Origin of the sequence: Micromonospora sp. NPDC051925 (assembly GCF_044548625.1) — a bacterium.
GTDB lineage: Bacteria > Actinomycetota > Actinomycetes > Mycobacteriales > Micromonosporaceae > Micromonospora.
The window spans coordinates 78357-98768 of sequence record NZ_JBIUCH010000007.1 but is presented as its reverse complement, the minus strand read 5'-3'; the positions used below and the strand labels follow the sequence as shown (position 1 = coordinate 98768).

The following is a 20412-nucleotide window of genomic DNA, read 5'->3' as shown; positions in this document are numbered from 1 at the left end:
GGGGGTCCTACCGTGAGGACATCGTCGACCTCGGGAGGCTGGAACGTGGCGATCGAGGACTGGTTCCTGACCGCTGAGGAACGTGCCAACCCGGTCTCGGTGTTACCCGTCTGGACGACCGGAAACCTCGCCGAGCCACTGATTCACGGTGCGGCGTACTTCGACCGGCTGGTCACCGAGGTGGAGGCCCTCGGCGAGGGCGACCACCTCTTCTTCACCGACTGGCGGGGCGACCCGGACGAACGGATGCGCCCGGACGGTCCGACCGTGGTCCAGCTCTTCGCGCAGGCCGCCCAGCGCGGGGTGGTGGTCAAGGGGCTGCTCTGGCGTTCCCACCTCGACGCGCTGTCCTACAGCGAGGCGGAGAACCGCAGCCTGAGTGAGGCGGTCCGCGCCGCCGGTGGTGAGGTGCTGCTCGACCAGCGCGTCCGGCGGGGCGGATCGCACCACCAGAAGCTGGTGGTGCTGCGCCACCCGCACGCGCCGGAACGGGACATCGCCTTCGCCGGCGGGATCGACCTGTGCCACAGCCGCCGCGACGACGCCGACCACCACGGCGACCCCCAGGCCCTCGCCATGTCCCCGAGGTACGGCCCGAACCCGCCCTGGCACGACGTGCAGCTCGCCATCCGGGGGCCGGTGGTCGGCGCGCTGGACACCACGTTCCGCGAGCGGTGGACCGACCCGATGCCGTTGGACTCGGAGAACCCGCTGGCCTACCTGCGGGACCGGCTGCGCGGTTCCGATCTCACCCCCGACCCGCTGCCCGCCCAGCCGGCCGATCCGCCGCCCTGCGGTCCGCACCACATCCAGGTGTTGCGCACCTACCCGGCGGTCCGCCCCCGGTACTCCTTCGCCCCGGACGGCGAGCGGACGGTGGCCCGGGGCTACACCAAGGCGGTACGCCGGGCCCGCCGGCTGATCTACCTGGAGGACCAGTACCTCTGGTCGACCGAGGTGGCCGAGCTCTTCGCCGAGGCGCTGCGGGACAATCCCGACCTGCACCTGGTCGCCGTGGTACCGCGCCACCCGGACGTCGACGGCGCGTTGGCGCTGCCGCCGAACATGGTGGGCCGGGAGCAGGCGCTCTCGCTCTGCGAACGGGCCGCCCCCGACCGGGTGCACGTCTTCGACGTGGAGAACCGGGCCGGCGAGCCGGTGTACGTGCACGCCAAGGTCTGCGTGGTCGACGACGTCTGGGCGAGCGTGGGCAGCGACAACTTCAACCGGCGCTCCTGGACGCACGACAGCGAACTGTCCTGCGCGGTGCTCGACGACACCCACGACGAGCGGCCCCCCGTCGACCCGGCCGGCCAGGGTGACGGGGCCCGGGTGTTCGCCCGGGACCTGCGGCTGCGGCTGTGGCGTGAGCACCTGGACCGGGACGACACCGACGACACCGACCTGCTGGACCCGGCCACCGCGGTCGAGGCGATCACCTCGACCGCCGACGCCCTCCAGCGCTGGTACGACGCCGGCCGGTCGGGCCACCGGCCACCGGGCCGGCTGCGCCCGCACCGACCCGAGCGACTGCCCTGGCACACCCGGCTCTGGGCGCTGCCGGCGTACCGACTGGTCTACGACCCCGACGGACGGCCGCTGCACGCCCGGCGGAAGGGCACCTGGTAAGCCTCCGACGCGGGCCGCGCCGCCGGCGGGGTCGACGTCGACGCGGGCGGCGTGGGGTACCGGGTCAGTCCGCCCGGATGGGCGAACGAGGCACGCGGGGCGTAGAAGCCCCAGGCGATCAGGAGTGGGTTCTCCGGCCGCAGCGCGTAGCTCGGGTGGGCCGGGTCGAGGAACTCCACCGACTCGATCTCGAACGGGCTGACCGGCTCCGAGACGTACGGGTAGACGCCGCTGAACAGCTCGCCGTCGCGCATGGTGAAGTACCGGTGGTGCCCGGCGCGCACCTCGTGCCCGGTCTGGCCGACCCGGGCCCGCACCCGGATCAACGGGACGCCCTCGGCCTCGGTGTCGGCGACCAGCACGTCGCCCCGCAGCCGGAGGGTGGTGTGCCCCAGCACGGCCGGGGCGCCCCGGGCTGCCGCGTAGTCACGCACCCGGGGGCTGGAGGTGACGTAGTGGATCCACCAGCCGCCGGGGGTCACTCCGTCGGGCGCGTCGGCCCCGGCGAGCGCCACCCCGAGGTAGGTCAGCGAGTACGCGCCGAAGCCGGAGGTCTGGGCGGCGTCCTCGACGACGTGCTGGTTCATGAAGACCTGTCGGTCGGGCCGGGGGCGCAGGCCCGGAGGGACCAGGGCGGCGACCGCGTCCGGGTCGGCCGGCAACCAGCTGAAGTGCAGCGTACGGCTGTCGACGACGAGCTGCGGGTCCGCGGGGTCGAGCACGGTGCTCCTCCGTACAGGGATGGTCCCCCGCGACGCTACGGGCGGTCTCGTCAGCGGGACAAGGACGGATAGCCGACACTGCCCCGCACCGTCGGGTCGGGGCGACCGACGGGTGGTGGGTCGGCCCCGACCCGGGCCGGTCGCGGCGGGGCGGTGGGGTGGAGGTCGGGCAGACCAGTCGTCCGCCGTACCCGTGCCTGTGCTCACAAAACACCCCAACCGTGTCCGATATGGTGCCTTGATGACTGAAAATCACTTAAGTACATCAGCCTTTCGGCTAGATTTCCCCTCACCGATCGGGCTATGGTGACTTCCGAACGGCCCATCTGAAGCTAAACCGAAGCGTCACGTCTTTTTGTCCGCGGACGAGGTGCAGGGAGGACCACCAATGACCGCGCCAACCATGAGCGAGTCGGCGACCACAACGTCGTCGACCACCGAGAAGCTGGACCCGCGCGCCCTCACCGACAGCGCCGCCGACCTGCTGAACGCGATGGCCGCACTGCCCGCCAGCCACCCGTCCCGGGCGGCGCTGCGGGACCGGGCGATCGAGGCCTGGCTGCCGCTGGCCAACCACCTGGCCCACCGTTACAGCGGCCGGGGCGAGCCCACCGACGACCTGGCCCAGACCGCCGCCATCGGCCTGATCAAGGCGATCGACAAGTTCGACCCGTCGCGCGGCGTCGACTTCGCCGGCTACGCCATCCCGACCATCATCGGCGAGCTGAAGCGGCACTTCCGCGACCGCACCTGGGACATCCGGGTGCCCCGTCGGCTCCAGGAGCTGCGGCTGGCCATCTCCGACGCCAACAGCTCGCTGCTGCAGACCCTCGGCCGCTCGCCGACGGTCGCCGACATCGCCGCCCACCTCAAGCTCACCGAGGAAGAGGTCCTGGAGGGCCTGGAAGGCGCCTGCGCGTACAACGCGGTGTCGCTGTCCACCCCGACCGGCGACGGTGACCGCGCCACCGAGCTGGGCGACATGCTCGGCGGCGAGGACAACGAGTTCGAGCTGGCCGAGCTGCGGGTGGCCCTCGGCCCCGCGCTGGCCACCCTCGACGAGCGCGAGCAGAAGATCCTCACCCTGCGCTTCTACGGCAACCTGACCCAGTCGCAGATCGCCGACCAGATCGGCGTCTCGCAGATGCACGTGTCCCGGCTGCTCGCCCGAGCGCTGACCAAGCTGCGCGGTCAGCTCGACGGCACCTACTAGGGGTGGAGCGGTCACCGACCCGGTGGGTCGATGACCACCACGACCACAGGGCCCGGTCGGCGGTTCGCCGGCCGGGCCTTCCCGTGTCCGGGAAGTTCGCCCCGACCCGGGACGCCCGCCCCCGCCACCGCCGGTGCCCGGGGCGGCAGCCGGTGCGGACGGACCCGCCACACCGGGCGGGCAGCCCGGCGACCACGACACGCGACGAGGCCCCGACGCGAACGCGTCGGGGCCTCGTCGTCGTCGGTGCGGTCAGCCGCCGGCCGGATCCCGCCACATCGGATAGAACGGCGTGCCGTCCGGCAGCCGGAAGACCTCCCGGAGCCGGTAGCCGTGCCGGGCGTAGAGGTCTCGCCCGGCCTCGCTGCTCGCTTCCAGGTAGCCGGGCACGCCGTGGGCGTCCAGCCAGGCGTGATGGTGCCGCAGCAGCGCGGTGCCCAGCCCCTGGCCCTGCCGGTCCGGTCGGACGGCGAGCAGGGCCAGGTGGTGGTGGTCGGGATGCGGATGGTTGGCCGCGAACAGCTCGTCGAGGTGCTGGAACCGGGGGGTCCACTGTCCACAGGCGGCGGCCAGCCGGTCGTCGTAGTCCACCGGAGCCGGCGACTCGTCACCGACCTTCGGGAACCAGACCGCCACCGCGTCCCGGTCGGCGGTGCCGAAGACCAGCCCGTGCCGCATCGCGTGGTCGACCAGGATCTCGAAGTTGTCGGCCAGGACCGCCTCCCGCCCGGCTTCCTCCGGCACCAGCCACCAGGTCGCCGGGAGCACCAGGAACGCCTCGGCGATCCGCTCGGCGACGAGCCGGGTGTCGGCCCGGACGAGTCGCTCGACGGTCACCACGCTCATCGCCGGGCCTCCACCGGCACCGGGCCGTCCACCGGCAGCGTGAACAGCGAGGTGGACGCGCTCTCCGCGCCCCGCCCGATCCGGGCGTAGACGTCGGGTCGGTTGGACCGCAGCGCCATGCCCCAGAGGATGCCGATCAGCCCGGCGACCGGGTAGACCCCCGGGATGATCCAGCGCAACGACGAGTCCGGCGCGACGCCGAGCAGGGTGGCGAAGTTCGCCACCGCCACCGCGACGATGGCGGCCAGCGCGACGGTGGCCAGCGCCGGGGCGATCGCCCGCCGCCACAGCGACTCCGAGGTGTCGGACCTGGCGAAGTAGACGATCACGGCGACGCTCGTGCTGGCGATCAGCAGCAGTACGCCGAAGCCGCCGCCGGTGCCGGCGTAGTAGAAGAGCTGCACCACCGGATCCCAGCCGTTCACCGCGTACAGCGTGATCACCATCAGGCCGAGCACGCTCTGGGCCAGCGACGCCACCCGGGGGGCTCCGGTGCGTGGCGAGGTCTGCCCGAAGGCGGCCGGCAGGACCCGCTCCCGACCCAACGCGAAGGCGTACCGGGCGGTGGTGTTGTGGAACGAGATCATGGCGGCCAGCACCGAGGTCATGAAGAGCGCCTGGCCGATGGTGACCGCGGTGTCGCCGAGGTGCGCGGCGGCCAGGTTGAAGATCAGTTCGACACTCTGCTCGCCGGCCGCTGCGGAGATGTTCTCCGGCCCGACGGCCACGGTCATCGACCAGGAGGAGAGCGCGTAGAGCCCGGCGATGATCGCCACCGAGAGGTAGGTGGCCAGCGGGACCGTCCGCTTGGGGTCCTTGCTCTCCTCGCTGAACACCACCGAGGACTCGAACCCCACGAAACCGGTCATGGCGAGCACCAGCAGGGCACCCGCCCCCGGCACCAGCAGGTTCGACGGGGCCAGCGCGGCGAAGCTGGTCGAACCACCCTCCGGATGGCTGAGCTGACCCAGGTCGAACACGACGATCACCACGATCTCGGCGATCAGCAGCACCGCCAGGACCAGGCCGTTGACGTCCACCCGCAGCAGGCCGAGGAAGGCGACCAGCGCCCAGGCCACCAGGGCCACCACGGCCCAGTGCGGCTCGACGCCGAAGAGGGTGCCGAGCACCGGGGCGGCGGCGGCGCCGATGGCGCCGTAGAGACCGACCTGCAGCGCGTTGTACGCGATGAGCGCGACCCAGGCCGCGCCGACGCCGGCCGGCCGGCCGATGCCGCGCGAGACGTAGGCGTAGAACGCGCCGGCGTTCTCCACCCGACGGGCCATCGCCACGTAGCCGACGGAGAAGAGCGCCAGGACGGCGCCCACCGCGAGGAAGGCCAGCGGCATCCCGGTGATGCCGGTGACCGCGTATCCGGTGGTGACCACGCCGGCCACCACGGTCAGCGGCGCGGCGGCGGAGAGGACGAAGAAGATGACCGACGGCACGCCGAGGCGGCCGCGGGCCAGGGCGTCACTGACGTTGCTGGGTCGTTCGACTGTCGGATGGGGGGCCATGGGGCTGCTCCGGGGAGAGGGGGCGGAGGGGAGGGGTGGCACGGCGAGTCAGGGGATGCCGCGCAGCACCGCCGCGCCGACCGCGGCCTCGGTGTGCACGACCAGTTCCTTCAGGGGGGCGGGCAGCGACTGGACGAGGGCGGCGAGTCGGTGGTGGGCGCGCGGGCCGACGCTCCACAGCACCTCGCGGGTCAGCCCGGCGGCGGCCACCAGCCCGAGCAGGGTGGTGTCCGACACCAGTGGCTGCTCCGGCCGCTCGACCAGGGCACGGAGCCGGGTCGCCGGCCAGGCGGCGGCGTTGAGGTCGATCGGCAGGTAGCTGACGGTGGTACGCAGCAACCGACGGTTCTCCTGCCGACGCAGCACCCCGGCGCGGGCCAGCCGTTCCCCCACCGACGTGGTGGACGACTGGGACAGGAAGGCGAGCCAGGTGCGTACCGCCTGGTGCTGCGATTCGCCGATCAGTTGGTCGAGCACGGTGTGGGCCAACGCGTCGGACGGGGGACGCCGGTCGATCACGGTGACCAGTCCACCGGAGACGGTGATCTGTCCGAACAGGATCAGCTCGGCCAGCAACCCGGCGGCGAGGCCGAGCCCGGTGGCGCTCGGGTGGAGCTTCGCCTTGCCACGGCTGTCGTTGTGCGCGATGAGAAAGAACTCGTCGGCGATCAGCAAACGAGCCTCCAACGCATTGTCCACAGATGATCCACGCCGGGTGACAGGATGCCTCCACAAGCCCGGGTTTGCAACTCCCGGATTCCATAGTTGCACTCCGTGCTCGAGTGACCTGCGGATCTTGTCGTGACAGACTCGGAGGGTGACTGCCAGCCCCACCGTTCGCCGCCGCCGCATCGCCCGTGAACTCCGTCAACTGCGCGAACGCGCAGGGATGACCCTCGACGTCGCCGCCCGCCAACTCGACATGTCCAAGAGCAACCTGTCCCGGATCGAGAACGCCCAGATCGGCATCAAACCCCGCGACGTGCGCGCCGCATTGGCACTATACGAAGTGACAGGTGTTGATGCCGAGGCGCTCATCGAGATCGCCCGGGGCGCACAGCAGCGCGGTTGGTGGCAGAACTACAGCGACGTGTTGCCCGAGTGGTTCGAGTTCTACGTCGGCCTGGAGGCGGAGGCGGCGGGACTGCGCACGTACGAGGCGGAGTCCGTCCCCGGACTGCTGCAGACCGAGGCGTACGCCCGGGAGATGTTCCGTCGTACGGCCGGCGAGGAGGGGCTGGAGCGCAAGGTGGCCGCCCGGCTGCGCCGGCAGGAGGTGCTGCACCGGCAGTCTCCCCCGGTCGAGCTGTCGGTGGTGCTCAACGAGGCGGTGCTGCTGCGCCCGGTCGGCGGGTCGGCCGTCATGGCGGAGCAGTTGACCCACATGACCCAGGTCGCTCAATCACCGAACGTGACGTTCCACGTACTTCCGTTCACGGCCGGCGGCCACCCCGCGATGAGCACCCCGTACGTCATCCTCACGTTCGCCGACGCCGCCGACAATTCCGTGGTCTACCTGGACAATCTCACCCTGGGTCTGGCGCTGGAGGAAGCAGGACACGTGCGCGGGTATACGCTTGTGCACGAGGAGCTGTGCCGGATGGCACTCGATCCGGCGGGGTCCTTGGCCCGCCTGGAGGAGGCTTCTCGTAACTTTGCGTGATCGCGTCGCACGCGGCACGCCCGGGGGGAACGTGAGGTACGGGATGCATGCGCTGCCTCTGTCCATGATGGACTGGCGGACCAGCAGCCGCAGCAGCGGCAACGGCAACTGCGTGGAGGTCGCCACCACAGACGACCGGATCGCCGTGCGGGACAGCAAGGACCGGTGCGGGCCCGCGCTGGTCTTCTCCGCCGGTGCCTGGACAGCCTTCGTCACCGGCATGGACGCGGTGCGCCCGGGCTGACGCCCGGCGTGCCACAGTGGCAGCCGTGCTCTCCGACGTACCACTCGACCTGCCGGTCCGGCCGGCGCTGCCGCCGCTGCTGCGGGCGCTGACCGGCACCGGCAGCGCGGTCCTGGTGGCCCCACCCGGCACCGGCAAGACCACTCTCGCGCCGCTCGCGGTGGCCGACGGGGTGGCCGGCCGGGTGCTGGTCGCCCAGCCCCGCCGGGTGGCCGCCCGAGCGGCGGCCCGGCGGATCGCCGACCTGCTCGGCGAGCGGGTCGGCGACCGGGTCGGGTACGCCGTGCGTGGCGACCGCCGGGTCGGCCCCGGCACCCGGATCGAGGTCGTCACCACCGGCCTGCTGGTCCGCCGGCTGCTACGCGACCCCGACCTGCCCGGGGTGGACGCGGTGCTGCTCGACGAGTGTCACGAGCGGCAACTCGACGCCGATCTCGCACTGGCCTTCACCGTGGAGGCCCGCGCCGCGCTGCGCCCCGAGCTGTGGCTGGTGGCCATGTCGGCGACCCCGGAGGCGGACCGGTTCGCCGCGCTGCTCGGCGGCGACGCTCCGGCTCCGGTGATCCGCGCCGACGCGGCCCTGCACCCGGTCGCCCGGATCTGGACACCGCCACCGCGACCCGTCACCCCGCCGGGCGCGGGCCGGGTCGATCCGGCGCTGCTCGACCACGTCGCCGCCACCGTCCGGCGGGCCCTGCACGAGCAGGACGGGGACCTGCTGGTCTTCCTCCCCGGGGCGGGTGAGATCGGGGCGGTGGCCCGCCGGCTGGCCGACCTGGGCGACCGGGTGGCCGTCCTACCGCTGCACGGGCGGCTGCCCGCCACCGCGCAGGACGCCGCGCTGCGTCCCGCCGGACGCCGTCGGGTGGTGCTCGCCACCTCGGTCGCGGAGAGCAGCCTGACGGTGCCCGGGGTCCGGGTGGTGATCGACGCCGGGTTGTCCCGGGTCGCCCGCACCGACCTGTCCCGAGGGCTGGGTGCGCTGGTCACCGTGCCGGTGTCGCGAGCCGCCGCGACCCAGCGGGCCGGCCGGGCCGGCCGACAGGCCCCGGGGGTGGTCTACCGCTGCTGGTCCGAGGCCACCCACGGTCGACTCGCCGCCCAGCCCGAGCCGGAGATCGCCACCGCCGACCTGACCGGGTTGGCGCTGGACCTGGCCGCCTGGGGCAGCCCGGACGGCGTCGGTCTGGCGCTGCCCGATCCGCCACCGGCCGCCGCGCTGACCGTGGCCCGGGAGACGCTGACCACCCTCGGCGCGATCGACGCCGACGGTCGGGTCACCGCCCGGGGACGGGCCATCGCCGCCACCGGCACGCACCCCCGGCTGGGCCGGGCGCTGCTCGACGGCGCCGCCCGGGTCGGCCGGGACCGGGCCGCCGAACTGGTCGCCCTGCTCGCCGAGGACGGCCTGGTCGGGCGGCACGACGACCTGACCGCCGGCTGGCGGCGGCTGCGCGACGACGTGGATCCCGCCGCCACCGCCCGCTGGCGCGCGGAGGTACGCCGGCTGCGCGCCGCCCTGCCCGCCGCCGCGCCGTCGGGCGGGGACACCGGCCGGGCCGGTGCGACGGACGGCACGGCAGCCGGCCCGGCCCGCTCCGGCCGAGGGGGCGGCACCGACCGGCTACCGGACGATCTGGCGGCCGGGCTGCTGGTGGGGCTGGCCTACCCGGAGCGGTTGGCCCGGCTGCGCCGGGCCGGCGGGACGTCGTACCTGATGGCCGGGGGGACCGGGGCGGAGCTGGCGGCCGGTTCGGCGCTGGCGGGGTCGGGCTGGCTGGCCGTCGCGGTCGCCGACCGGTCGCCGGGCGCACCGACCGCCCGGGTGCGGTTGGCCGCCCCGGTGGACGAGGCGACCGCCCGGGAGGCCGGCGGCCCGTTGCTGACCGAGCTACGGGAGGTCGGCTGGGTCGACGGCGACGTGCTGGCCCGGCAGGTGACCCGGCTCGGCGCGATCGAGCTGGTCAGCCGCCCGCTGGCCCGGCCGGCCCCGGAGCTGCTGGCCGCCGCCCTCGCCGAGGGGCTGCGCCAGACGGGGCTGGACCTGTTGACCTGGACCCCGGCGGCCCGGTCACTGCGGGAGCGGTTGGCGTTCTGCCGGCAGGCGCTGGGCGGGGACTGGCCGGAGGTCACCGATGCCGCGCTGCTCGCCGCCGTCGACCGGTGGCTCGGGTCGGAGCTGGCCGCCGCCCGCCGCCGCGCCGACCTGGCCCGGATCGACGTGACCGGGGCGCTGCGCCGACTGTTGCCATGGCGGCAGGCGGGTCGGCTGGACGAGCTGGCCCCGGAGCGGATCGAGGTGCCCAGCGGCTCGCGGGTCCGGGTCGACTACGCCGACCCGGCCGCGCCGGTGCTGGCCGTGAAGCTCCAGGAGACGTTCGGCTGGCAGGACGCGCCCCGGTTGGCCGACGGACGGGTGCCGGTGCGGCTGCACCTGCTCTCCCCGGCCGGCCGGCCGGTGGCGGTCACCGCCGACCTGGCGTCCTTCTGGCGCACCGGATATCCGCAGGTACGCGGGGAACTGCGGGGGCGCTACCCGCGCCATCCCTGGCCCGAGGACCCGACCACGGCCACCCCGACCCGGCACACCACGCACCGCCGACGCTGAGCCGGCCCACGGCGTGCTCCGGTCCGGTGCGAGGGATCGCCGGGCCGGCTCACCCGTCACCGGGCCGCTCGATCGGCTCACCCGTCGCCGGCAGCTCCGGGCCGGGTCACTCGTCGCCGGCTCCGGGGCGGGTCACTCGTCCACGACGTCGGCGATGAGCACGGTGACGTTGTCGGGGCCGCCGGCCCGCAGGGCCAGGTCGATCAGGCGGCGGGCGCAGGCCTCCCGGTCCGGGGTCTCCCGGAGCACCTCGGTGAGGGTGTCCGGGCGGACCACGTTGGAGAGGCCATCGCTGCACAGCAGCCAGCGGTCGCCGGCCCGAGGCACCATCGTCGCGTACGACGGGGAGACCTCCTCGCCCTGCAACGCCTGGGTGACGACGGCCCGCCGGGGATGGCTGGACGCCTCCTCGGGGCTGATCACGCCCTGGTCCACCAGCATCTGGACGAAGGTGTCGTCCCGGGTGACCTGCTTGAGGGTGCCCTCGCGGAACAGGTAGGCCCGGGAGTCACCGACGTGCGCGAGCGCCAGGCAGCTACCCGTCCGGGAGAAGAGCAGGGCGGTCAGTGTGGTGCCCATGCCCTGCCGCTCCGGGTCCTCCTGGACCGCCTGGTGGATTCGCGCGGTGGCCAGCTCGATGCCGGTCTGCAACGCGGCCACCAGGGCGTCCTCGGGGGTCTCCACGTCGAGGGGGGCGACCGCGTCGATGGCGATCCGGCTGGCCAGGTCACCGGCCGCCATCCCGCCCATGCCGTCGGCCACGGCGACGAGCCAGGCACCGGAGTGCAGGGCGTCCTGGTTTCCGCTGCGGATCAGCCCACGGTCGCTCGTCCCGACGGAACGAAGCTTCAGGGTCATGGGTGGCAGCCTGCCAGGCGGAGGGCGTTGTTGTCTCTAGGAGATCAGGACGACTGCGCGTGGCGCGGCGAATCTCACTGTCGGACGCGTCGATCCGGGTCCGCCCGGGTGCGCCCCCACCAGCCCGAAGGTATCCAGTCGAATCGATTGACAGGAACGAGACGCGCTGGAAACATCTGGCTGACACTGGGAGCGCTCCCAGTGGCGAACTGCGCCACCACCTCCACCGCCCGGAAAGGAATCCCGTGATCCTGACCCGACGACGTCGGCGGCATCTCGCGGTACTGGCAGCGACAACCCTGATCCTCACCGGAGCCCGCGCCGGCGTGGCCCACGCCGAGGTCCCGCCGGACGCCCCCGAGCAGATCAGCAACGGCGACTTCAACGAGGGCGTCTCGCCCTGGTTCTCCTACGGCACCGGCCCGCTCGACGTCGTCGACGGCCGGCTCTGCGTCACCGTCCCCGCCGGGCTGGCCAACCCGTGGGACGCCGGCATCGGCCACGACGGGGTCCGGCTCAACGCCGGCGCGGAATACCAGCTGGGCTTCGACATCTCGGCCACCCCCGGGCTCACCGTCAACGCCGTGCTCCAGCTCGGCACCGCCCCCTACACGTCGTACGCGAGCGTCCCGGCCGTCGCCGGCCCGACGAGCAAGCGGGTGGAGCAGACCTTCACCGTCCCGGACGACAACCCCAACGCCCAGCTCATCTTCCAGGTCGGTGGGGCCGCCGCCGAGCAGCGGCTCTGCCTGGACAACGTCTCGCTGCGCGGCGGTGAGGCCGCCCCGCCGTACGTGCCGGACACCGGCCCCCGGGTCCGGGTCAACCAGGTCGGTTACCTGCCCGGCGGCCCGAAGAACGCCACCGTGGTGACCGAGGCGACCGAGGCGCTGCCCTGGCAGCTCAGGTCGGCTGCCGGCGCGGTCGTCGCCAGCGGCGAGAGCACCCCGCGCGGGGTCGACGCCGCCTCCGGGCAGCACGTGCAGACCATCGACTTCTCGTCCCACCGCACGCCCGGCACCGGCTACACGCTGGTCGTCGACGGGGAGACCAGCCACCCGTTCGACATCTCCGGTGACCTCTACGACCGGCTGCGCGCCGACTCGATGCAGTTCTTCTACGCCCAGCGCAGCGGCATCGCCATCGACGGTGACCTGATCGGCGGGGAGTACGCCCGCCCGGCCGGCCACCTCGGGGTCGCCCCGAACCAGGGTGACACCCAGGTGCCCTGCCAGCCCGGGGTCTGCGACTACTCGCTTGACGTGCGCGGCGGCTGGTACGACGCGGGCGACCACGGCAAGTACGTGGTCAACGGCGGTATCGCCGCGTACCAGCTGTTGAGCGCCTTCGAGCGGACCAAGACCGCGGAGACCGCCGCCGGTGGCGCGGCGCTCGGCGACTCGACGCTGCGGGTGCCCGAACGGGACAACGCGGTGCCGGACATCCTCGACGAGGCCCGCTGGGAGATCGAGTTCCTGCTGCGGATGCAGGTCCCGGCCGGCGAGCCGCTGGCCGGGATGGCCCACCACAAGATCCACGACAAGGCGTGGACCGGCCTGCCGCTCGCCCCGCAGGACGACGCCCAGCCGCGCGAGCTGCACCCGCCGTCGACCGCCGCCACCCTCAACCTGGCCGCCGTCGCCGCGCAGTGCCAGCGCCTCTTCGCCCCGTACGACGCGGCGTTCGCCGCCCGCTGCGGCACCGCCGCGTCGACCGCGTACGCCGCCGCCAAGGCGCACCCGGCGAACTACGCCGACCCGGCCGACGGCACCGGCGGCGGGGCGTACGACGACGGCAACGTCACCGACGAGTTCTACTGGGCCGCGGTGGAGCTGTACCTGACCACCGGCAAGAAGGCGTACCTGGACGACCTGACCGGGTCGCCGCACCACACCGGTGACCTGTTCGGCGCGTCCGGCGCGTTCGGTTGGCAGAGCGTGGCCGCGATCGGCCGGCTCGACCTGGCCACCGTGCCGAACGGCCTGCCGGCCGCCGACCGGACCCGGGTCCGCGCCTCGGTGACCGCCGCCGCCGACAAATACCTGACCACCCTGCACGCCCAGGCGTACGGCCTGCCGGTGCCGGGCGAGGCGGGCAGCTACGTCTGGGGCAGCAACAGCAACATCATCAACAACATGGTCGTGCTGGCCACCGCCTTCGACCTGACCCGGGACGCGAAGTACCGGGACGGCACCGTGCAGGCGACCGACTACCTGCTCGGCCGCAACGCGCTGAACATGTCGTACGTGACCGGCTGGGGTGAGCAGAACGCGCACAACCAGCACAGCCGGATCTTCGGCAACCAGCTCAACCCGGCCATGCCGAACCCGCCGGCCGGCTCGCTCGCCGGTGGCCCGAACGCCGCCCTCCAGGACCCGTTCGCCGCCCAGCTGCTCAAGGGCTGCGCGCCGATGTTCTGCTACGTCGACGACATCAACTCGTACGCGACCAACGAGGTGGCGATCAACTGGAACTCGGCGCTCGCCTGGCTCGCCTCGTTCCTCGCCGACCAGGGTGACGCCAAGGCGGTGGCCCCGCGCACCTGCGCGGTCACCTACCAGGTGCACGGCACCTGGCCGGACGGCTCCAACACCCAGGTCACCGTCCGCAACACCGGCGACACCGCGATCAACGGCTGGACCCTGCGGTACGCCTACACCGGCGACCAGAAGATCACCCAGGCGTGGACGGCGAAGGTGACCCAGTCCGGGGCCACCGTGACGGCGAAGAACGAGTCGTACAACGCGACGATCGCGCCGGGCGGCAGCGTGACCTTCGGCCTGCTCGCCAAGACCGGCACGCTGGCGAATCCGGCACCGGACCTGATCACCGTCAACGGCGTCGCCTGCACGGTGTCCTGACCGACGCCTTCACCTCGGTTCCCGGGCTGTCACCCGGGGTCCGAGCGCGCCGGGCGGTCGTCCCCCGACCGCCCGGCGCGCCCCACCGCCCGATCCTCGCCACCTGACCGCCCCCACCAGTGGAGACGAGTTCCATGCCCGAGCTGGCCACGATCGACGACGCCGAGCGTCGGCGCATCGTCCACGAGTTCGTCGACGAGACCGTCGGTGACGCCAACCCGGAGGTCGTGGCGATGGTCCGCGACCTCACCCACCGGGTCCGCGACACCGTCGAGCTGGCCCGCGCCGCCGGCATCGCCCCGGAGTCGGCCCGCGCCGGCCACGTGGTGGCCGCGCTGGTCGCCGCGTACGGCGAGGTCTTCGGCCGGGCCGACGAGGCCGGCTACCGCAGCACGCTGCTGACCCGCCTGGAGGTCGCCAACGACCCCCGCACCGAGCGGTACTTCCAGCTCCTGGCAACGGTCAACGGCTGGACCCCACCCCCCACCCTGACCCCGGTCCTCAACTGGTTCATCACCGCCCTCCACCACCACCCCACCCCCTAACCCACAGTTCCCCCCACACACACCCCGGTGATCAAGAGGTTTGCGTCAAAGTGGTGATCGACTTTGACGCAAACCTCTTGATCACCGGGGTACAGCGAGGGTGGGGGTGGGGGTGGGGGTGGGGGTGGGGGTCCAGGTGTAGGTGGTGGGGGTGGGGGTGCGGGAGGTGGCGAAGAGGGAGTTGACCCGGGATGCCTCGGCGGCGCTGGGCTGGGCGTTACGGCATGAGACCGGGGCGCTGCTGCCGGACATCAGGTCGGTGCACAGGCCGGTGCGGTTGTCCGGCAGGCCGAGAATGTGGCCGATCTCGTGGGTGGCGATCCGGGTCCGGTCGTACCCCTGCTCGACGGCCTGGGTGCCCATCCACACCCGGCCGTTGCCCAGGCTGGTGGTCTGCGCCCGGGGCCAGCCGGTGTCGACGTAGATGGTGATGTTGCCGGGCGTGCGGGCGGCCAGCTTGACGTTGGTCACCGAGCTGTTCCAGATCGTCGCGGCCTGGTCGAAGTTGGTGCGGAACTCCCCGGCCCGGCTCGCGTCGTAGTACACGGTCCGTACGGCGGCGGACGCGGTGGTGCCGACCGCGGTGACCGCGCCGGTCGCCGCGAGCACCAGCGCCAGCAGGGTTCCTGCGGTACGCGAGAACTGTCGTCGTCGGATCATCCGACCTCCCCATCGATAGAAGTCCACCGATGCTATGCGGTCGGTCGACTCAGGGTCGAATAGCGGATCCGTCATACCGCCGCGACCGCCCGGTCAGCCGATCTCCTCGTCGACGAAACACCAGCGCCAGCTCTCCCCCGGCTGGATCGACCGCATCACCGGGTGCCCGGTCGCCTCGAAGTGCTTCGTCGCGTGCTGGTACGCCGACGAGTCGCAGCACCCCACCTGCCCACACTCCAGGCAGGACCGCAGATGCACCCAGTCGTCGTTGCCGACGGCGACGCACTCCGGGCAGACGTCGGTGACGGTCGGCTCGGCGGTCCCCGCCCCGGTCAGGTGCTGGCAACTCATCAATCGGTCTCCCGTCGCAACAACGACTCCTCCAGGTCCAGATCACGATAGGCCCGCACCAGCACCTCCTCGGGAATCCGCCCCTCGTCGCGGGCGGCCCGGAAGACCTCCCGCTCGGCGTCGATCATCTCCTGCCGCAACCGACCGTACGCCTGGGACGGGGTCTCCCGGTCGGTGCCGCCGAGCCGCTCCCAGGCCAGGTTGGTACGGCTCTGCACCAACCCGCGCAGCCGCTCCACCACTGCCGCGGGAGCGCCCTCGGCCAGCTCGTCCAGCCGCTCCCGGGCCGCCCGACCCGCCTGCTGCTGCACCGTCGCGGCGGAGAGCGCGTCGGCCACCGGGTCGTCCGGCGGCAGTTTCAACCGGCGGGCCACCCACGGCAGGGTGGCCCCCTGTCCGATCAGGGTCGCCATGATCACCGCGAAGGCCAGCCAGATGAACAGCGCCCGCTGGTACGGCTGCTCCCCGGCCAGCGTCAACGGCAGGCCCAGCGCGGCGGCCAGCGTCACCACCCCGCGCATCCCGGCCCAGCCGATGACGATCGGGAACCCCACCGGCAGCCCCGGGCCCCGTTGCCGGCCCCGGGGCACCAACCGGGCCAGGTAGGTGGCCAGGAAGACCCAGACGAAGCGGGTCAGGAAGACCGCCGCCAGCACTGCCGCGGTGATCCCCACCAGCCGGCCGGTCGGCTCGTCGAGATCCTGCAACACGTCGGGCAGTTGCAGGCCGACCAGCAGGAAGACCAGCCCCTCCAGCAGGAACTGGGCCAGCCGCCAGAACGCGCCGGTCTGCAACCGGGAGGCGGCCGACAGCAGCAGCGGCATCTTGTGGCCGATCCCCAACCCGGTGACCACCACCGCGACCACCCCGGAGGCGTGGATCTCCTCGGCGGCGAACACCACCGCGAACGGCACGATCAGCGACAGCGCGTTGTCCAGCAGCGGATCGGTGGTCCGCTTGTGCAGGAACCCGAAGACCACCACGCCCAGCAACCCGACCAGCACGCCACCCCCGGTGGCGACCACCACCTCCTGTGCGACGTACCCGAAGCCGACCGAACCGGCGCTCGCGGTGGCCGCGACGATCGCCACCCGCAGCAACACCAGCGCGGTGGCGTCGTTGACCAGGCTCTCCCCCTCCAGGATGGTCACCACCCGCCGGGGCAGGCCCACCCGCCGGGCCACCGCCGTGGCGGCGATCGCGTCCGGCGGCGCCACCACCGCACCCAGCGCCAGACAGATCGCGTACGGCAGCTCGGGCAGGAACAGGTGCACCACCGTGCCCACCACGAAGGCGGTGAAGATCACCAACCCCACCGCGAGCAGCAGGATCGGCCGCAGGTTGAGCCGGAACGCCGGCACCGAGGTCCCCAACGCCGCCACGTAGAGCAGCGGCGGCAGGATGCCCACCAGCACCAGGTCCGGGTCGAGCCGGACGTGCGGGAAGCCCGGCAGGAAGGACAGCCCGAGGCCGAGCACCACCAGCAGGATCGGTGCGAGCAGGCCCAGCCGACGTGCCAGCGCGGCACCGAAGGTCGCGATGGCCAGGAAGACCACGACCTCGAACAGAGCTTCCATGGGGTACGAGCCTAGGTGGTCGACATCCCGCCATCGTCGCGCCGCCGGGTTGGCTGAGGTGACTCAGTTGCCGACTGACACCACGCCTGAGGCGGTGCTGCTCGAACTGCTGGACGTCTTCCTGGGCAACTGGCTCGCCGAGCTGGCAGACGAACCGGCCACCGGCATCGACGCGCGGGCGGCACCGCAGGTGCGGGCGGGTCAGCTGGCCGAGATCCTCGGCCGGTCGCTGGCGGAGCGGGTGGTGCTCGGCGACCTCTTCGGTGCACAGGGTGGCGTCCTCGAGCACAACGTGTCGGTCGAGGTGGTCAAGCGGCACAAGCGTTCCTCCCTCGCCAGGCTCGCGACCATGGTCGATCTCGTGCGCCGTCACCTGCCGGAACTCGGCGACGGCGCACAGCTGTTCTGCCTGATGAGCCTCGTCTCGGCCGGTGCCCTGTCGGCGTACGTCCCGCCGCCGCCCAGCCTCCTCGCCGCCTATGCGGACGAGCCCGCCCTCGGCGTGTTCCACATGGAGCTGCGCGACGCCCTGCGGGCCTCCTTCACCTCGACGCTGGTGGGCGTGCTGCCGCGCTCCTGAACCTCTCCGTTCCCGGCGGGGGCGGCCCTGCGGACGACGCATCTGGTACGGCGTACCGGCGCACCGGGTGGATCACCCGGCGGCGCGCAGTTTCGGCAGCACCTCCGCGCCGAACGTGTCGATGAAGGCGCGCTGCTCCTGCCCGACGTGGTGCAGGGCGATCTGGTCGACGCCCAACGCGAGGTACTCCTCCAGCCAGCCGACGTGCCGGCCCAGATCCGCCGAGACGTTCACCACCTCGGCGACCTGCTCCATCGGCACCCGCTCGCTGACCACGTCGAAGTGCTCGGCGGTGTCCAGGTCCCAGCAGACCGGCGGCGGGAAGATATTGCTGCGCCACTGCTCGTACGCGATCGCCTCCGCCTCGGCCTGCTCTTGCGCCCAGCTCACGTGCACCTGGAGGTGCACCGGCCCCCGCCCACCGGCGTCCCGGTAGGCGTCGATCATCTCGCGTAGGTGCGCGGTCGGCGCGTTCACGGTGATCAGGCCGTCCGCCCACTCGGCACACCAGCGGGCGGTGGCCACGCTGACCGCCGCCCCGATCAGCGCCGGCGGTTGCTCCGGCCGGGTCCACAGCTTCGCCCGGTCCACCCGGACCAGGCCGTCGTGACTGACCTCCTCGCCGGCCAGCAGCGCCCGGATCACCTCGACGCACTCCCGCAGTCGGGCGGTACGGACGTCCTTGCGCGGCCAGCCGTCCCCGGTGATGTGCTCGTTGCTCGCCTCGCCGGTGCCCAGTGCCGCCCAGAACCGGCCCGGGTACATCGCGCCCAGGGTGCCGATGGCCTGCGCGATGATCGCCGGGTGGTAGCGCTGGCCGGGGGCGTTGACCACGCCGAACGGCAGCCCGGTGGCCTGGAGCGCGGCGCCCAGCCAGGACCAGGCGAAGCCGGACTGGCCCTGCCGGGTGCTCCACGGCGAGAAGTGGTCCGACGACATCGCGGCGTCGAAGCCGGCCCGTTCGGCGTGCACCACCGCCTCCAGCAGGCGACTCGGATGGATCTGCTCGTGGGAGGCGTGGAAGCCGAACACCGTCATGGCGTCCTTCCGTACCCATGACGGTGTTCGGTTAAAGCTCGCCCGCGCCGGCTACCCGGCGGCGGCGTTCGCTGCCCGGCGCGGTGTCACTCGGCGTGGGCGCCGGCGCCGACGGTGGCGGCGCCCTCCCCCACCCAGACGGTCTTGGTGTTGCAGAACTCCCGCATCCCGAGCGCCGACAGCTCGCGGCCGTAGCCGGAGTTCTTCACCCCGCCGAACGGCAACTCGGGGTACGAGGTGGTCATGCCGTTGACGAAGACGTTGCCGGCGTCCAGGTCGGTGGCGAACCGCTCCTGCTCGGCCGGGTCGGTGGTCCAGGCGTTCGCGCCCAACCCGAAGGAGGTGCCGTTGGCCACCTCGACCGCCTCGTCGTACGACGACACCCGGTAGAGCCCGGCGACCGGCCCGAAGACCTCCTCGGCCCACATCCGCATCTGCGGGTTCAGGTCGGTCACCACGGTCGGCGGGTAGAACCAGCCGTCGCCGGTCGGCTTCTCGCCGCCGCAGAGCACCGTCGCGCCGTGCTCCACCGCGTCCTGCACCTGGGCGTGGATCTCGTCCCGCCCGCCCTCGCTGGCCAGCGGGCCGACGTCGGTGTCGCCGTCCATCGGGTCGCCGACCCGCAGCGCGGCCATGTTCGCGGCGAACTTCCCGGCGAAGGCGTCGAAGACGTCGGTGTGCACGATGAACCGCTTGGCCGCGATGCACGACTGGCCGTTGTTCTGGCAGCGGGCGGTGGTCGCCACCTCGGCGGCCCGGTCCAGGTCGGCCGAGGGCATCACCACGAACGGGTCGCTGCCGCCCAGCTCCAACACCGTCTTCTTCAGTTCCCGGCCGGCGATCTGGCCGATCGAGCGACCCGCGCCCTCGCTGCCGGTCAGCGTCGCCGCCCGGACCCGGGGGTCGCTGAGGACCCGGTCGACCGCCTCGGAGCCGACCAGCAGCGTGGTGAACGCGCCTTCGGGGAAACCGGCCCGGCGGAACACGTCCTCCAGGTACAGCGCGGTCTGCGGCACGTTGGAGGCGTGCTTGAGCAGGCCGGTGTTCCCGGCCATCAGGGCGGGCGCGGCGAACCGCATCACCTGCCAGAGCGGGAAGTTCCACGGCATCACCGCGAGCACCGGCCCGATCGGCTGGTAACGGACGTACGCCCGCTTCGCCCTGACCGCGGCGGCGTCGGCGGGCTCGTCGGCGAGCATCCGCTCCGCGTGGGCGGCGTAGAACCGGCAGGCGCTCGCACACTTGGTGACCTCGGCCTTCGCCGCGGCGTACGTCTTGCCCATCTCGGTGGTCATCAGCCGGGCGGTCTCGTCGCGCTCGGCGTCGAGCAGGTCCGCGGCGGTGTTCATCCACTGCGCCCGCTGGGCGACGGTGGTCCGGTGCAGATCCCGGAACGCCAGGTCGGCCCGCTCGATGGCGGCGTCGATCTGCTCGGACGACATCGGTTCGTACGACTTGAGCAGCTGACCGGTGGCCGGGTTGGTGGTGGCGATGGGCATC

Annotated in this window: 17 protein-coding genes and 1 pseudogene; 8 read left to right on the top strand and 10 right to left on the bottom strand. The window is 72.7% G+C overall.

The window, feature by feature from the left end; genetic code table 11:
• The first annotated feature begins 45 nt into the window (after positions 1-45).
• A complete protein-coding gene (locus ACIG87_RS11225) occupies positions 46-1629 on the top strand; it encodes a phospholipase D family protein (protein WP_396850558.1) in 1584 nt (527 codons plus the stop codon).
• Here ACIG87_RS11225 and ACIG87_RS11220 read toward each other — a convergent pair.
• Positions 1578-2351 carry a hypothetical protein gene (locus tag ACIG87_RS11220; RefSeq protein ID WP_396850273.1) on the bottom strand — a complete coding sequence of 258 codons (774 nt, stop codon included), beginning with the start codon at positions 2349-2351 and terminating at the stop codon, positions 1578-1580. The two genes, ACIG87_RS11225 and ACIG87_RS11220, sit on opposite strands and share 52 nt — an antisense overlap.
• 388 nt (positions 2352-2739) lie before the next feature.
• Between ACIG87_RS11220 and ACIG87_RS11215 the strand changes: the two genes are divergently transcribed.
• Positions 2740-3564 (top strand): SigB/SigF/SigG family RNA polymerase sigma factor, encoded by an 825-nt coding sequence (locus ACIG87_RS11215; protein WP_396850272.1) that lies wholly within the window; start codon positions 2740-2742, stop codon positions 3562-3564.
• 252 nt (positions 3565-3816) lie between these two features.
• Here ACIG87_RS11215 and ACIG87_RS11210 read toward each other — a convergent pair whose 3' ends face one another.
• The 3 genes from ACIG87_RS11210 to ACIG87_RS11200 are packed head-to-tail and all read right to left on the bottom strand — an operon-like array spanning position 3817 to position 6602.
• On the bottom strand, positions 3817-4410 hold the full coding sequence (locus tag ACIG87_RS11210) for a GNAT family N-acetyltransferase (RefSeq protein ID WP_396850270.1): 594 nt from the start codon (positions 4408-4410) through the stop codon (positions 3817-3819).
• Positions 4407-5927, bottom strand: coding sequence for an APC family permease (locus ACIG87_RS11205; RefSeq protein ID WP_396850268.1), 1521 nt, complete (start codon positions 5925-5927; stop codon positions 4407-4409). Before ACIG87_RS11205 ends, ACIG87_RS11210 begins: the two co-directional genes overlap by 4 nt.
• Positions 5928-5975: 48 nt before the next feature.
• Entirely contained in the window at positions 5976-6602 is a 627-nt protein-coding gene (locus tag ACIG87_RS11200) for a GPP34 family phosphoprotein (RefSeq protein WP_396850557.1), read from the bottom strand.
• Between the two features lie 142 nt (positions 6603-6744).
• Here ACIG87_RS11200 and ACIG87_RS11195 point away from each other — a divergent pair, with 142 nt between their 5' ends.
• Genes ACIG87_RS11195 through hrpB form a run of 3 tightly spaced genes read left to right on the top strand, consistent with a single transcriptional unit; the run spans position 6745 to position 10442 of the window.
• Positions 6745-7590: a helix-turn-helix domain-containing protein gene (locus tag ACIG87_RS11195; protein ID WP_396850267.1), complete on the top strand. Its 846-nt coding sequence runs from the start codon at positions 6745-6747 to the stop codon at positions 7588-7590.
• Positions 7591-7633: 43 nt separating this feature from the next.
• Complete coding sequence (locus tag ACIG87_RS11190) at positions 7634-7834, top strand: DUF397 domain-containing protein (protein ID WP_396850265.1); 201 nt, start codon at positions 7634-7636, stop codon at positions 7832-7834.
• A 25-nt stretch (positions 7835-7859) separates the two neighbouring features.
• Positions 7860-10442, top strand: coding sequence for an ATP-dependent helicase HrpB (hrpB, locus tag ACIG87_RS11185; protein WP_396850264.1), 2583 nt, complete (start codon positions 7860-7862; stop codon positions 10440-10442).
• A 132-nt stretch (positions 10443-10574) separates the two neighbouring features.
• Here hrpB and ACIG87_RS11180 read toward each other — a convergent pair whose 3' ends face one another.
• Positions 10575-11300, bottom strand: coding sequence for a PP2C family protein-serine/threonine phosphatase (locus ACIG87_RS11180; protein ID WP_396850263.1), 726 nt, complete (start codon positions 11298-11300; stop codon positions 10575-10577).
• Between the two features lie 251 nt (positions 11301-11551).
• Between ACIG87_RS11180 and ACIG87_RS11175 the strand changes: the two genes are divergently transcribed.
• On the top strand, positions 11552-14161 hold the full coding sequence (locus ACIG87_RS11175) for a glycoside hydrolase family 9 protein (protein WP_396850556.1): 2610 nt from the start codon (positions 11552-11554) through the stop codon (positions 14159-14161).
• A gap of 134 nt (positions 14162-14295) precedes the next feature.
• Positions 14296-14706, top strand: coding sequence for a hypothetical protein (locus tag ACIG87_RS11170; protein ID WP_396850262.1), 411 nt, complete (start codon positions 14296-14298; stop codon positions 14704-14706).
• Positions 14707-14838: 132 nt separating this feature from the next.
• On the opposite strand, the pseudogene ACIG87_RS11165 reads toward ACIG87_RS11170, so the two are convergent.
• The 3 genes and pseudogenes from ACIG87_RS11165 to ACIG87_RS11155 form a co-directional block, all read right to left on the bottom strand.
• Positions 14839-15363 (bottom strand): annotated as a pseudogene (locus ACIG87_RS11165) (snapalysin family zinc-dependent metalloprotease); the annotation flags it as partial.
• Between the two features lie 96 nt (positions 15364-15459).
• Positions 15460-15717, bottom strand: a complete 258-nt coding sequence (locus ACIG87_RS11160; protein ID WP_396850261.1) for a UBP-type zinc finger domain-containing protein — start codon at positions 15715-15717, stop codon at positions 15460-15462.
• On the bottom strand, positions 15717-17294 hold the full coding sequence (locus ACIG87_RS11155) for a Na+/H+ antiporter (RefSeq protein WP_396850259.1): 1578 nt from the start codon (positions 17292-17294) through the stop codon (positions 15717-15719). Before ACIG87_RS11155 ends, ACIG87_RS11160 begins: the two co-directional genes overlap by 1 nt.
• 67 nt (positions 17295-17361) lie before the next feature.
• On the opposite strand from ACIG87_RS11155, the gene ACIG87_RS11150 reads away from it, so the two are divergent.
• Complete coding sequence (locus ACIG87_RS11150; protein WP_396850258.1) at positions 17362-17874, top strand: TetR/AcrR family transcriptional regulator; 513 nt, start codon at positions 17362-17364, stop codon at positions 17872-17874.
• 72 nt (positions 17875-17946) lie between these two features.
• Here ACIG87_RS11150 and ACIG87_RS11145 read toward each other — a convergent pair whose 3' ends face one another.
• Both ACIG87_RS11145 and ACIG87_RS11140 read right to left on the bottom strand, forming a co-directional pair.
• Positions 17947-18912, bottom strand: coding sequence for a TIGR03885 family FMN-dependent LLM class oxidoreductase (locus tag ACIG87_RS11145; protein ID WP_396850256.1), 966 nt, complete (start codon positions 18910-18912; stop codon positions 17947-17949).
• A gap of 86 nt (positions 18913-18998) precedes the next feature.
• A complete protein-coding gene (locus ACIG87_RS11140) occupies positions 18999-20411 on the bottom strand; it encodes an NADP-dependent succinic semialdehyde dehydrogenase (protein WP_396850254.1) in 1413 nt (470 codons plus the stop codon).
• Between the last annotated feature and the right edge of the window lies 1 nt (position 20412).

Excerpts from the sequence above, each read along its gene's own strand:
- ACIG87_RS11215 (WP_396850272.1), top strand. The coding sequence starts at position 2,740 with ATGACCGCGCCAACCATGAGCGAGTCGGCGACCACAACGTCGTCGACC.
- ACIG87_RS11210 (WP_396850270.1), bottom strand. The coding sequence starts at position 4,410 with ATGAGCGTGGTGACCGTCGAGCGACTCGTCCGGGCCGACACCCGGCTC.
- ACIG87_RS11205 (WP_396850268.1), bottom strand. The coding sequence starts at position 5,927 with ATGGCCCCCCATCCGACAGTCGAACGACCCAGCAACGTCAGTGACGCC.
- ACIG87_RS11190 (WP_396850265.1), top strand. The coding sequence starts at position 7,634 with ATGCATGCGCTGCCTCTGTCCATGATGGACTGGCGGACCAGCAGCCGC.
- ACIG87_RS11180 (WP_396850263.1), bottom strand. The coding sequence starts at position 11,300 with ATGACCCTGAAGCTTCGTTCCGTCGGGACGAGCGACCGTGGGCTGATC.
- ACIG87_RS11170 (WP_396850262.1), top strand. The coding sequence starts at position 14,296 with ATGCCCGAGCTGGCCACGATCGACGACGCCGAGCGTCGGCGCATCGTC.
- ACIG87_RS11160 (WP_396850261.1), bottom strand. The coding sequence starts at position 15,717 with ATGAGTTGCCAGCACCTGACCGGGGCGGGGACCGCCGAGCCGACCGTC.
- ACIG87_RS11155 (WP_396850259.1), bottom strand. The coding sequence starts at position 17,294 with ATGGAAGCTCTGTTCGAGGTCGTGGTCTTCCTGGCCATCGCGACCTTC.
- ACIG87_RS11145 (WP_396850256.1), bottom strand. The coding sequence starts at position 18,912 with ATGACGGTGTTCGGCTTCCACGCCTCCCACGAGCAGATCCATCCGAGT.
- ACIG87_RS11140 (WP_396850254.1), bottom strand. The coding sequence starts at position 20,411 with ATGCCCATCGCCACCACCAACCCGGCCACCGGTCAGCTGCTCAAGTCG.